This is a genomic window from Candidatus Woesearchaeota archaeon (assembly GCA_016214075.1).
Lineage (GTDB): Archaea > Nanobdellota > Nanobdellia > Woesearchaeales > DSVV01 > JACRPI01.
Genome location: JACRPI010000003.1, coordinates 50,925 through 63,713 on the forward strand (window position 1 = coordinate 50,925; position 12,789 = coordinate 63,713).

Below are 12,789 nucleotides of genomic sequence, written 5' to 3' on the forward strand. Positions count from 1 at the left end.
GAATGGACGCTGAACTTTGCACGTATAGAACTGAAATAGATCTCCTTGACTATCAATTACTCGATACTTTTTCCAAACAGATGGAACTCGGTGAAGAAGCACGAACTCTTCTTGGAAAACGAATGAAAACTGTTGAACGTGTTGCCCAGTACAAACAAGAACATGGACTGCCCTTCTTTGACTCTGTCAGAGAAAAAGAGATTCTTGCATCACGATGCAAATATGGAGCAGAACTCGGACTTTCTCCTGCATTTGTGACTGACTTGTTTCAGCGCATTCTTGAAGAATCGCATTGTATTTACAGAAACAAAGAAATATAAACCCATTCTGGTTCCAATCTCTTATGGAACAAAAGAATTTGGGTATTTTCCTGATTATCGTGGGCATTGCGCTCGCGGGGTTGTTTTATAAAATCAAACTCGATGAAGAAGTCACTATTCAAACTATCACCGCGCTTCGCGAGGATCCAACAGATTGTTTCCTCGAAGATGGCACCTGTCTTCATCAACAACAAAGCAAGATCTTTGTGATTGGCGAAGCGTTCTCGTTGTTGCTTTTTTCAATAGGGGTTTATCTTTTGTTCTTCGACAAAACAAAGCAAATTCTCGCATTACAAGCGGAGCAAAATCTTCAAATTGCCGGCGCATTACAGAAAGCGGAAGTGGAAAAGAAAAAGGATGAGAAATTTAGCGCTTTTCTTGCTGGATTTTCTGAGGATGAAAGAAAGATTCTTACTGCGATAAAAGAACAGGAAGGGATTTTGCAATCTACATTACGATTTAGAGCGGGATTAACCAAAACTGATGTTTCTTTGATCTTGAAAAAATTTGAAGAGAAAGGGATTATTAGCAAGAAACCAGAAGGGAATACGAATAAGGTTTATTTGAGGAAGGTTTTTTGAAAGCCTTTGCTTTCTTGAAACTGTAAAAAAATGCGTTCTAAACAGTTTTAAACATTCTTTAGCTAAAAGAAGGCTAAATCAAGCTTCCCTAAACGCTTTCTTTGCAGGAAATATATTAATAAAAGAGCGCTTTTCTATGCGAATAGGTGATTGATTATGACAAAAATTCATTTGAACATTGAAGGCGTACACTGCAAAAGCTGCAAAATGGTTATTGAGGATAATTTGCAGGAACTTGGCGCAAAAGAGATTCATGTGACTGTTGATGAGAAGAAAAAAACTGGAACAGTGACATGCGAGTATGATGGAGATTCCATCAACATTGTCAACTCGATTAAAAAAGAAGGATATAAGGTGCTGAAATAATATTGTATATAGTCGCTGAACAGTTTGTTGACATTTTTTTAAAATACTAAATAAAAAAGATTTAGGGATTCAAAAGCAGCAAGGCGATTCAAAAAAGAGCATGGCGAATAAATAAACAATAAGAAGTGATAAAAATGCAAATAACAAAAAAGACGATTTACAGCCCAGACATTACCTGCGGCAGCTGTGTCAAAGTACTCAGCAAAATGTTTGAGAATACAAAAGGAATAGAAAAATTTTCTATCTCTGTTACGTCCAGCGCTATTGATTTAGAATATGATGCTTCTGCGCTTTCAGAAGAACAGCTTCTTCGACTCATTCACAACAAAGGATACCGCGCGTCATTCTCTGTCTTCGGCAGAAAAACATTTTCTGACCGCTACAAAGACTTTGTTCAAAACAAAGAAAAATACGCAATGGAATATACCATGCTTCGCTATTCAGGACTTTCACTTTTGCTGCTTCTTTTGCTCCAAGCGATTGTCTGGAAAACCATCTTTGGCGGGGATGTAACACTCCTCACGACAAAAGCATTGTGGATACTTTATCTTGACATCACGGTTGTCGCTCTTGGCGCAGCACTCTGGCATTTCCACGCCTACAAAACAGAAGTTCCCTGCATGGTGGGCATGATGATCGGCATGACCTTAGGAATGCAGTCCAGCATGCTTCTCGGCACGATTATCGGGGCAACGAATGGTATCTTTATTGGCTCTGTTGTCGGGGTTCTTGTTGGCGTTGTTCTCGGCGCATTCAACGGCAAATGCTGTGGCATCATGGGCATCATGGAAGGAATGATGGCAGGAGTTATGGGTGGAACAATGGGTCCTATGATCGCGGTGATGATGCAGTTTGATCGTTTACTTTGGTTTATGCCGCTTTTCATGCTCGTGAACCTCTTTATTTTATGGGGGCTTTCGTACATGCTTTACGAAGAAGTTGTTGAAGAAAATCCAACAGTAGAAAAACAACCACTTGACTTCATGACATTTTTTTCCTTTTGTCTCGTCAGCGTTATTTTATTTGTCTTTATCATATTTTTTATTTAGGGGTGAAACAATGGAACTACAAACAATTATGAAAAATATCGGGACTGTCCTGCTCGTTCTTATTGCAGGAGTCGCGTTTGGCTTTTTTCTCAGTGGGAGAAGCATTTCGTTTTCAGGAGATTCTGGAGAAGAAACAGAAACTAGGCCTGACTCCGGTGAATATCAAGAATTCACGCTCTCTTTAGGCGCATATAACTATGATCCTGAAACAATCACTGTTGAAGCAGGAAAACCTGTTCGCATTACAGCAGACTTGAATTCACTCACGGGCTGCTTTCGAACATTTTTGATTCCAGACCTTGGCATCAAGAAACAATTTAAAGCAGGAGATGACACATTGGAGTTTACTCCAACAGAAAAAGGGAGCTACAGTTTCAGATGCTCTATGGGCATGGGAAGAGGCACACTGATCGTCCAATGAAAACACCACAGCTCTTTGGGAAAAAACAGTATGGCATTATTGCAGCAGTTACATTACTGTATGTTACCATAACTGTGCTTGTGAGCAAGTTTTATGTGACTGCGCAATACATTCCTTATTTTGTTGATACTATTAACTGGATTCAGTTGCTGCTCTCTGTTGCATTGACACTCACAATAGGAATACTGCTTGGGTTAAATGCTGCTTTCCTTTATTTGGTTTATCAAGAATATAAACGTAACAAAACTTGCAGTACTTCAGGACTTGGCACGACCGCAAGCGTGACAAGTATCGGCGCAGTGGGCGGCGTCGCGACAGGCGTTTGCAGCGCATGTGTCGCAAGCATTTTTCCCGCGCTCTTTGGATTATTTGGCATTACGTTAAGCTGGGGAGCACTTCCATTTCAAGGACTTGAAATACAACTTGGAATTGTCGCTCTTCTTACCGCAAATGGATATTATTTACGAAAAAAACTAGTGAAAGGTGGAATTTATGACTAATGAAAACAAAAAAGTACAACTGAGTATTTCTGGCATGCACTGCGCAAGCTGCGCGACAATATTGACGAAAGCACTGACCAAAGTGTCCGGCGTTACAGAGGCAACTGTCAATTATTCTACTGAACGCGCTGTTGTTTCTTATGATCCACAGCAGACTGGTGTTCCTGCTTTTATCAACGCAATTAAAGGAAAAGGATATACCGCAACTGTTTTTGACAGCGCAAAAGGAAAAGACAAAGAAGAACACCGACGGAAAAAAGAGATCGCTGAAACAAAACAACTCTTTTTTATTGGACTACTTTTTTCTCTCCCCGCGTTTCTCATCACGTCTGTGTTTCCAAGCGTTGGAATAGAAATTCCCTTCGCGGAATACATTGCATGGATTCTTGCATCTCCAGTCCAGTTTTATGTGGGATGGCAATTTTATCGAGGAACATGGCATTCTCTTCGAAATGGAAGCGCTTCCATGGACACCCTTATTGCCATCGGAACAAGCGCAGCGTATTTTTACAGCATCTATGTTGTCTTGTTCCAGCCAGAACTTGGACAATATTTTGAAGTCGGCGCAATCTTGATTACCTTTGTCATGCTCGGTAAATACCTTGAAGCGCTCGCGAAAGGAAAAACCAGCGCAGCTATTAAAAAACTCATGGGCTTACAGCCGAAAACAGCGCTTGTTGTTCGCAACGGAAAACAAGAAGAAATTCCTATTGACAGCGTTGTTGTTGGTGACATTGTCATTGTGAAACCTGGGCAGAAAATCCCTGTTGATGGGACTATTGTCGATGGACACTCTTCTGTTGATGAGAGCATGATTACGGGAGAAAGCATCCCTGTTGAAAAGAAAAAAGGAGATCCTGTCATTGGCGCAACGATCAACAAAACGGGAAGCTTCCGCTTTAAAGCAACAAAAGTTGGCGCGAATACAACACTTTCGCAGATTGTCCAACTCATTGAAGACGCGCAGGCAAAAAAAGCACCTATTCAACGGTTTGCTGATGCGGTGAGTGCATACTTTGTTCCAATAGTTATCGGAATTGCAATTCTGACATTTATTACCTGGTACTTCGGTGCTGGTGAAACGTTCTCTTTTAGTCTTCTCACTGCTGTCGCTGTTCTTGTTATCGCATGTCCGTGCGCACTTGGTCTCGCAACACCAACCGCAATCATGGTGGGAACAGGCAAAGGGGCAGAAAAAGGGGTTTTGATTAAAGGCGGGGACGCGCTTGAAGCGGCGCACAAAGTTCGCTCTGTTATTTTTGATAAGACAGGAACCATCACTCATGGAGAACCTGTCGTGACAGATATTGTTTCAACAGGATCTTTATCTGAGAAGCAGCTTCTTCAACTTGCCGCAAGCATTGAACAGCATTCTGAACATCCGCTCGCAGAAGCAATTGTCGCAGACGCGCAAAAGAAGGCGCTTCCTCTTTTGAAATCAACTAATTTTTCCGCTATTCCCGGACATGGCGTTACCGCGACGCTTGGTAAAAAATTGTTTTATTTTGGAAACAGTAGACTGATGCAGAAACAGCACATCCATACAACATCTGTTGCTGAAAAACTGATCGCGCTTGAAGAACAAGGAAAAACCGTTATGCTTCTTGCTGACGGAAAAACAGTTCTTGGTCTTGTCGCTGTCGCAGACACTATCAAAGAAACCGCGAAAAAAGCAGTTGAGAAACTCCAACGCATGGGTGTTTCTGTGTATTTAATTACTGGAGATAATCAACGAACCGCGCAAGGTATTGCAAAGCAAGCAGGAATTACTAATGTTTTTGCTGAAGTACTGCCTGACCAAAAAGCCGCATATGTCAAGAAATTGCAGAAAAAAGGAAGTGTTGCGATGGTTGGCGATGGTATCAACGACGCGCCCGCGATCGCGCAAGCAGACATTGGCATTGCGATGGGTTCTGGCACAGACGTTGCGATGGAAACTGGAAATGTTGTTCTCATGAGAAATGACCCTCTTGATGTCGCAAAAGCGATTCGCTTGAGTAAAATCACCATGGCAAAAATCAAACAGAATATGTTCTGGGCATTGTTTTACAATGTTCTGGGTATTCCGATTGCCGCAGGGATTTTGTATCCATTCACTGGCTGGTTGTTGAGTCCAATGATCGCAGGTGGCGCAATGGCATTAAGCAGTGTCAGCGTTGTAGGGAATTCATTGTTGCTCAAGATGAAGAAGTTATAATATTGTTATTTTGAATCGCCCTGTTGCTCATTCACATGTTCATGCTATAGAGAATTTTGAAAAAATCACTTTTTGGTATACATATGGTGATTTTTTCTCAAAATTCTCAATAGAACCGCTTTGAATTCGGAGAAAAATTGAATTATTCAAAGCTCTCTATACTTTTTAATAAATAGATGAATTGTGTCAATTCTTTCGCCAATTGGAAGCGAGATCAAGTACGACACTCACTGCGTTCGGTCGTACGCTTAACATAATTTATTTATACTTTTGCTTACAAATGATTTTTTATGAGCGTGTGAAAATGAAAAAGATAAAAGAAATAATAAAACTACATGTGATTATTTTCTGTCTTGCTTTTCTGCTTAACATTCTTTGGGAATATCTTCACGCACCACTCTATGTGACCACAATGGTCCATGATTTCTATGGATTCCTGTACATGGCTGCTGCAGATGGATTGCTTGTTCTGCTCATTTATTGGATTGTTTGTTTGCAGGCACGAACTTTCTTTTGGCTTTCTGATTGGAAGAAACAGCTTGTTTTGATTATTGTTTCAGGTATATTTCTTAGCTTTTTTATTGAAATCAAAAATATGTACTTTACCTCTGTGTGGAGTTATACTGCTGCAATGCCTGTTCTGCCTATTCTTCATGTAGGTATAAGTCCTGTTCTTCAGATGGTCGTGACGCCTCTTCTGGTCTTCTCTCTTGCGCAACGTTTTTATACTAGTAAATCTTGAATAAGGATATGATCAACAAAGAACTGGCTGATTACATTAAACGGCAGTTTGAACACGGACATGATAGCGCAACTATTCGGGAACATCTTCTCAAGCACGGCTACACAGAAACAATCGCTGATGAAGCGCTTCATGACGTGCATCCTCCTGAAAAACCACACATTAAAGGTCTGAAATATCTTCCTTTCTCTGGTAAAAAAATGACTATTGCGTTTCTTGCGCTTTTCGCGCTGGGCGGCATTGGCTTTGCACTCATGAACCTGCTTGGCTCAGGAGATCTTGCAGGCGCCGCAACTGAACCAACTGACTTTCCTGATGAGATTGGACAGGAAATTACACAGGAGCAACCTGAAGAAGAACAACCTGCTGAGGAAATTTCTGAAGAACCTGTTCTTCCTGAAGAAGAGATCATAGAAGAAGTTCCCGAAGAGGAACCTGTTGAAGAAACAACAGAAGAAGTTGTTGAAGAAGAACCTGCAACTGAGGAAGAAGAAGAGGTTGCCGTCTCTGGCTGTACCGGCGACAGCAGTTGTGATACTGGCTATGTCTGCTATGAACAAGGATGCTCTGTTGATAATGATCGAGACTTACTCTCTGACGCACAAGAAGAGAGTGAAGGAACTGATTCCCTTGATCAAGACAGCGATGATGATGGTTATTTTGATTCTCAAGAATTGGATGATGGCAGTGATCCTCTTGACGCGACGAGTCCTGGATACACGACTTGCTCGTCCACATCCGATTGCGCAGCAGGATCCACTTGTTCTGAAGATGGTATCTGTGTTGCCTGCGAAGACAGCGATGCACTGAATTATAAGAAAAAAGGAACGACACAAGGAGTGCATTATACTGTTGGTAAAGCAATTCTTGCGCAGGACAATTGTCAAGACGAGTCAACACTCATGGAATATTACTGCAGAGATGGCTCTGCATTCTATTTTGAACAAGTCAGCTGTGAAGAAGAATATGGCACTGGATATAGTTGCAGTAATGGAAAGTGTGTGAGTTAGAAATAGTTTGCATCACTTTACTTACTTGTTTTATTTTCTCTCGACAACAAACAAACAGTGATCTTTCTCAAACGGATCTAATCTACTCTGCCAATGAATTTTGACTTCTTTCTCTAATTCTTTCTTTACTTTTTCATAGACGTCTTTTGGATCCGCAAGCACGTCAATGGACTTCGCCTTTATCGCGAGCATTGCAAGCTTGCCCTGCTTCAAAAATCTCATATTTTTCAGAAATATCGCAACCTGTTCTCTCTGCGCAATATCCTGAAACAAGAAATCCACTTCACAAATGAGATCCTGGTATTTTTCAGGACGATTTGCGTCTGCTAATATTGGCGCAATGTTTTTTCTTTTTTCCGCGAGCATGACCAATCTTCTCAACATGTAAAAGGAAAATTCCACCGCAAAAATCATTCCGTCTTCTCCCACCATGTCAGACAAATGAGAAACAGTAGTTCCGGAAGATGCACCTAAATAGAGAATGACGTCTCCTTCTTCAACAGGAAGTTTTTTGAGTCCTTTCGCAAGCCCCGCAGCAAGCTTTGATTTTTTGACACTCCATTGTCTCAACGCGCCATTGCTAACGAGCTTTTCATCATAGACTGTTTCTCCAGGAGTGAGATTTTTCGTCCAAAACTGGTCTCCTCTTCTTGTTTTTTCCACAAAAAGGTTTGCTTGAAGTTGCTGCATGGTCATGATTATTTTCTCCGTTATTTCCTGAATGGTTTGAATGTTTTTCGTTTTTTGTTTGTATCGTTATGATAGGGCTGATACTTTTGTTTATTCTTTTGTTGATCCTTTGTTTTATAATTCATAGTGGATTGCGTTTGTGTTTGTGGTCTTTGCGCGTGCGTGGTTCTTCCATCACGTGGCGATTCAGAGCGCTGCTGCGAATGCTCATATCCTGAACTTCTTGGGTGTGGTCTTGAATACATAGATCTTCCATCGCGCGGTGATTCACGATGTTGCCCAGAATATTTATACCCGGGTCTTCGCTCAGGCGCTCCTTGCTGCCGATGCTGCCTAAATGGCGTATTGCCTGTTCTTGCTCCATGATCTGGTCTTGCATTCTGATATGAGGATCTTTCTTGACGGAATGGTCTTTCTGTTTCACGAGGTCTTTCATACCTTTCTTCTCGTTGCTTTGGCACATACGCTCGTGGTTTTATTTTTCTTGGCTTTGAGACGAGCGTTGCAACATCTTTGTCGAGCTTTTCTCTCAGCGCAAATCCTTTATACTGGTCGCCGTGAAATCTATCCAGCCGCGCCGCGATGCTGAGTATTCCCGCAAGCTTTCTCGAGACTTTTCCATGGTACTCTCCTTTTGCTCCCGCAAGCAACGGATGCTTGACAATAATTCCATGGCGTGGACAATTTCCTTGCTTTTTGAGATGCAAGAAAAGCGCATTTTCCGCGCCGAGCAACTGGATTGTGGAAGCAGGCATTTTTCCCAGCTTTTCTAAGGAACCTGCGTGAAGTAAGAGTTCTGCCGCAAGCACTGGACCCGCAACCGCAAGCAGGTTTGGTGCAATGTCATGCAACGCTTTTTCAATATATTCTTCGAGCTGTTTTTTGAAATTGTAGAGAAGTTTAATTTGCTTGCCAAATTCTTCCATTGGTTCAATGTCAATTGTTGCAATATCCGCGCCCATTGTTGTAGCGATATTAAACTCATCAAGAATTTCCTGTTTACTTTTTGTGGTGATTATTTCAATGAACGCTTCATGATTCGCAACCTTTTCATTGACTTCTGGACAGTACAACGCAAACCATTCCCGACAGCGCTTGACGAGCGGATTTACTGCCTTTTCTATATCTTCCATAGACGCAACTGCCTGCATGATGAAATGCTCCTTTCGCACCGCATCTTTGCACGCCTGCTTCGCAACTGCGATGTTGATTTCCCAGAATTTTTTCAAGAATTCTTTTTCTTGTGGGAATGTGAACGTGGTTTCTTTTTTTGCTTCTGGATGTTTTTTAAGAAGTTCTGCTTCACAATGCTGCGCATGGTGCTTGTTCTTATATTCCAAATCCCTAAATAGAATTTTATCAATAATCTTATTCTCCTGAATGATAAATATGCCAATGAAATTCGTGACGAGGATTTGAGCCATATTATGAAATAATCTCTAGTTGTATATATAGTTTCTTTCGAAAAGTATATAAGCAACTTGGAGGGGTAACGTATTGTGGGGATTTATGCTTGCATTATACATTCCTTGCAAAGACAAACAGCAGGCAATGGATATCGCTGCGCATCTTCTGAAGAAAAAACTTATCGCGTGCGCAAACATTATTCCCTCGACAAGCATGTACTTCTGGGAAGGGAAACTCGAGACCAATGAAGAACATATTATTCTCGCAAAAACTGTGGAGAAGAGATACAACGCAATTGAGAAAGCAGTTGTTGCGCTTCATTCTTACGAATGCCCTTGCATTACTGCATGGAAGATAGATAAAGCAAACCGCAGTTACGAACGCTGGGTTAAAAAGATGGTGAAATAATGCTTATTCATCAGCTTCTCAAAGAACAGGATTTTAAAGACAAATGCTTGTATTGTGGTAAGGATTTTGTTGACCAAAATCTACCCCTACTTTCCAGACATGGCAATAAAGAATATATTACCCTCTCGTGCACTTCTGGCCATAAACATTCTTTTGCTGTGGACATGACCCGCGCGTATGACGCAAAACTGATTCACAAGGAAATTCAAAACAGAAACAAAGGAAAAACACGATCTATTGAAGACGTGATTGTTCTGAGTGAAGAAGCAAAGAGAAATTGAGAAGGAAAAATTGAATTATTCTGTATTTGTCTGATTTGATCCGACGACACGAACTACTGCTCCATGTCCTTCTTCTTGTGGTGCTGTTTCTGTCTGCTGTTCTTCTCCCCCTATATTTTCTGCAGTTATATCAATTACCGCTGTTGCTCCAGTTATCGGCGAAGCGTCAGTATTCATCTTCCCAAGAATTAACAAGGTTCCCACAAGAGAAACAAGAAGCGCAACCATCACAATAAGATGCTGCATTTTTAGATCTGCCATACATCTTTCTATGGTTCCCTGCTATATATAGTTTTCTTTAGCCTCTTCGACTCAAACCCAATTAGTAACTACTTTTTAGTAGTTATTTTACGAAACATTTAAATATAGGTAGCTCTTTTACGCTTCTATTGGGGTTATTATGGAACGAGATTCATTGATTATAGGAATTGTCAGCATGACTATGCTTCTTGCACTTGTAGGTGTTTTGCTCTTTGTCACAGAATATCATGAACTCTCTGAAGAACAATTACTCGCAAGCTACACTGAAGAAGAAGTTCCTTCTGCTCTTGAAGCATCATTCGCTGAAGCAGCAGGCGGAACAACTGTTGTCTATGTTCATACGATCACTGTTCCTCTGACAGAGACTGAAGAGAGTCCTGTAGAAGAGACAGCAGCTGTAGAAACTCCAGAAGAAACAGAAGAAGTTACTGCAGAGACAGTTGAAGAAAAAACAGAAATTGAAGTTCTTTTAGATGATCTTGAATCCGCATTTAATCAACTTGATAATCTTGATGACGACCTACAGGATTTCAAAGACGCTATCGCTGACGCAGATAGTGATGACGACCTTGAAGATTTAGAAGAAGATCTTGAAGATGTTGAAGATGATATTGATGATCTCGAAGACTTTATTGATACAATAGAAGACGATTTTGATGATCTTGACTACCGCGATTTTGACGGCTATACTGACGATGACTTTGATGACATCCAAGACAGCATCGATAACGCACAGGATAATCACAACGATCTTCTTAAATATTATAATGAAGTTAGCGCATACCTTTCTGATAGATATGACGATGTTTAGGTGTTCATATGACGTACACAATTCGTCGAGCGACACCTGATGATTTAGAACAAATAATCGGGCTTTTTCAACGAGGTTTTGGTCCTGCTGTTCAGCCAATACTCATAGAAGAAGTTCAGACTTCGACAAGAGAAGCATCATCTGTTCGTTTTGTTGCTGTTGAGGATCGAGAAGTTATTGGATATGCCCGCATTCATTATATTAAGCCCGATAAAGCACTTTTTGGCGCTCTTGTTGTTGATGAAGCACAGAGGAATAGAGGAATTGCAACTGCGTTAAGCAGGGCGCGGGTTGGATATTTAACAGACAATAACTTCCAAGGTCTTGCACTTTCTGATGCAGTTACATTGCACCCATATTCACAACAACAACTTTTTTCTGTTGGCTTCTCTCCAGTTCGTATCCTCCCTGGAAATTTTCCAGATCATGGTTCTGGACCTGAAACTTCCGTTGGTTTTGCACAAATTTTCTCTCCTGTTGGGTTATGGAGAGCAGAAGCAACAACACTTTCACTTTACCTTCCTCATGAATATAGAACAATTGCTGAAGAAACATTATGTTCTTTCGGCAGTGTCGTCTTCAGAGAGGCAAGTGTTGAAACTGCTGGAGAAAGAACACGTTCTTTTGTAACAGGAGAAGAGATATTGTATCCAAAAAAGCTGTACCCTGTACGGCTTTATGAACCAAGCGCTCCCGCTGACATGAAACTTCTCCAAGAAAAAGGATATATTATTGCGGGATTTGCACCTCTTATTGTTGACGGTTCTGTTTCTGCTGTCGCATATATGTACAATGTTCCTGACGTTGCCCTCGATAAAGAGAAGATAAAAATAATTCCTACTGCACGACGATTATTTGATTTTGTCTGGGAACAGTATGAGAGCGTGAGATGATGAGCTTCATTATCCGCAAGGCTACATTAGGTAATTTAGAAAGAATTTGTGTACTTGCACAACAAAGTTTACCTCCTATTGTCGCTGCAAGAAAAGTAAAACATCTCAGGCGCATTTATGATTATTCTCCTAACCATTCGCTCACTGCAACATGCTTTGTTGCTGAGGAAGATGGTCTACTTTTAGGTCATGCTTCTATAGAATCATATCCTTCAGTAACAGAAGTTGGAGATTTATTTGTTGCCAAAGAAGCACGAGGAAGAGGGATTGCAGGCAAACTCGCTGATGCACAGATGGCGTACTTGGCTGATTTTCAAGGTACATTGTTTACAGGGACTGTAACAAGTTCTACTCATTCTCAACAAGTATATTACTCTCGTGGCTTTGTCCCTATTGGATTCCGGATAGGATGGATCCCAAATTATCATGATGAGCATGGGCAAGATGACTCCGCAATTATGATGACGTAGTTTAGTTATTCACAGCTTACTCTTCCTTCTACGCTTTATGTTCCTTCTTCTTTCAGAGATATTACTACTGCCACTTTCAGTAAAGTTCTTGGACAGTATGGAAACATCAACATTCTTGATGCAGAAAAAATAAACCTCCCTCATAATGCATTAGAAACTCAATTAAATCAAGAGTTTGCGCGTTTCAATCCAGAGCGACAAGAAAACGTACCGGTTGACCTTCAAAAGCCTACTGCTGAATTGACATTGTCTATTTAGCGTCATCTATATATATTAGTTAATTCTTAGGTTGTTTTGGTGATTTTTATGGACATTCAATGTTTGAACTGTAAATCCAGTGATATTGCTAAAAAAGGTTATAGAAAAAATAAGTTAGGAAAAA

Annotated in this window: 17 protein-coding genes; 14 read left to right on the forward strand and 3 right to left on the reverse strand. The window is 40.8% G+C overall.

Translation table 11 applies throughout. The features are described 5' to 3' along the window. Nucleotides 1-2: 2 nt before the first annotated feature. The 9 genes from HZC31_00675 (at nt 3) to HZC31_00715 (ending at nt 7,186) form a co-directional block, all read left to right on the forward strand. Nucleotides 3-320 (forward strand): chorismate mutase, encoded by a 318-nt coding sequence (locus tag HZC31_00675; protein MBI5001879.1) that lies wholly within the window; start codon nt 3-5, stop codon nt 318-320. Nucleotides 321-343: 23 nt separating this feature from the next. After that, nucleotides 344-901 (forward strand): MarR family transcriptional regulator, encoded by a 558-nt coding sequence (locus tag HZC31_00680; protein ID MBI5001880.1) that lies wholly within the window; start codon nt 344-346, stop codon nt 899-901. Nucleotides 902-1,057: 156 nt separating this feature from the next. Further along, complete coding sequence (locus tag HZC31_00685; GenBank protein ID MBI5001881.1) at nt 1,058-1,267, forward strand: heavy-metal-associated domain-containing protein; 210 nt, start codon at nt 1,058-1,060, stop codon at nt 1,265-1,267. Between the two features lie 134 nt (nt 1,268-1,401). After that, nucleotides 1,402-2,316, forward strand: a complete 915-nt coding sequence (locus tag HZC31_00690; protein ID MBI5001882.1) for a heavy-metal-associated domain-containing protein — start codon at nt 1,402-1,404, stop codon at nt 2,314-2,316. A 10-nt stretch (nt 2,317-2,326) separates the two neighbouring features. Then, a complete protein-coding gene (locus tag HZC31_00695; protein ID MBI5001883.1) occupies nt 2,327-2,737 on the forward strand; it encodes a cupredoxin domain-containing protein in 411 nt (136 codons plus the stop codon). Continuing rightward, nucleotides 2,734-3,237: a hypothetical protein gene (locus HZC31_00700; GenBank protein MBI5001884.1), complete on the forward strand. Its 504-nt coding sequence runs from the start codon at nt 2,734-2,736 to the stop codon at nt 3,235-3,237. The genes HZC31_00695 and HZC31_00700 overlap by 4 nt, the downstream gene beginning before the upstream one ends. Continuing rightward, a complete protein-coding gene (locus HZC31_00705) occupies nt 3,230-5,434 on the forward strand; it encodes a copper-translocating P-type ATPase (protein ID MBI5001885.1) in 2,205 nt (734 codons plus the stop codon). Before HZC31_00700 ends, HZC31_00705 begins: the two co-directional genes overlap by 8 nt. 304 nt (nt 5,435-5,738) lie before the next feature. Further along, the gene (locus HZC31_00710) at nt 5,739-6,176 is read left to right on the forward strand and encodes a hypothetical protein (GenBank protein ID MBI5001886.1); all 438 of its coding nucleotides are present in this window, start codon (nt 5,739-5,741) and stop codon (nt 6,174-6,176) included. A gap of 8 nt (nt 6,177-6,184) precedes the next feature. Continuing rightward, nucleotides 6,185-7,186: a hypothetical protein gene (locus HZC31_00715; GenBank protein ID MBI5001887.1), complete on the forward strand. Its 1,002-nt coding sequence runs from the start codon at nt 6,185-6,187 to the stop codon at nt 7,184-7,186. 30 nt (nt 7,187-7,216) lie between these two features. Here HZC31_00715 and HZC31_00720 read toward each other — a convergent pair whose 3' ends face one another. Then, on the reverse strand, nt 7,217-7,882 hold the full coding sequence (locus HZC31_00720; GenBank protein ID MBI5001888.1) for a fibrillarin-like rRNA/tRNA 2'-O-methyltransferase: 666 nt from the start codon (nt 7,880-7,882) through the stop codon (nt 7,217-7,219). A 14-nt stretch (nt 7,883-7,896) separates the two neighbouring features. Beyond that, nucleotides 7,897-9,300, reverse strand: coding sequence for an NOP58 family protein (locus tag HZC31_00725; GenBank protein MBI5001889.1), 1,404 nt, complete (start codon nt 9,298-9,300; stop codon nt 7,897-7,899). An 85-nt stretch (nt 9,301-9,385) separates the two neighbouring features. Between HZC31_00725 and HZC31_00730 the strand changes: the two genes are divergently transcribed. Together HZC31_00730 and HZC31_00735 are read left to right on the forward strand one after the other, a co-directional pair. Further along, a complete protein-coding gene (locus HZC31_00730) occupies nt 9,386-9,691 on the forward strand; it encodes a divalent-cation tolerance protein CutA (protein MBI5001890.1) in 306 nt (101 codons plus the stop codon). Next, nucleotides 9,691-9,972 carry a hypothetical protein gene (locus tag HZC31_00735; GenBank protein MBI5001891.1) on the forward strand — a complete coding sequence of 94 codons (282 nt, stop codon included), beginning with the start codon at nt 9,691-9,693 and terminating at the stop codon, nt 9,970-9,972. Before HZC31_00730 ends, HZC31_00735 begins: the two co-directional genes overlap by 1 nt. A gap of 15 nt (nt 9,973-9,987) precedes the next feature. Here the strand turns inward: HZC31_00735 and HZC31_00740 are convergent, their stop codons facing one another. Further along, the gene (locus tag HZC31_00740; protein ID MBI5001892.1) at nt 9,988-10,233 is read right to left on the reverse strand and encodes a hypothetical protein; all 246 of its coding nucleotides are present in this window, start codon (nt 10,231-10,233) and stop codon (nt 9,988-9,990) included. Nucleotides 10,234-10,372: 139 nt separating this feature from the next. On the opposite strand from HZC31_00740, the gene HZC31_00745 reads away from it, so the two are divergent. From HZC31_00745 to HZC31_00755, 3 genes are read left to right on the forward strand one after another with little or no spacing between them, the layout of a single operon-like run. Further along, complete coding sequence (locus HZC31_00745) at nt 10,373-11,044, forward strand: hypothetical protein (protein ID MBI5001893.1); 672 nt, start codon at nt 10,373-10,375, stop codon at nt 11,042-11,044. Between the two features lie 8 nt (nt 11,045-11,052). Beyond that, on the forward strand, nt 11,053-11,937 hold the full coding sequence (locus HZC31_00750; protein MBI5001894.1) for a GNAT family N-acetyltransferase: 885 nt from the start codon (nt 11,053-11,055) through the stop codon (nt 11,935-11,937). Then, nucleotides 11,934-12,407, forward strand: coding sequence for a GNAT family N-acetyltransferase (locus tag HZC31_00755; GenBank protein ID MBI5001895.1), 474 nt, complete (start codon nt 11,934-11,936; stop codon nt 12,405-12,407). The genes HZC31_00750 and HZC31_00755 overlap by 4 nt, the downstream gene beginning before the upstream one ends. Nucleotides 12,408-12,789: the final 382 nt, after the last annotated feature.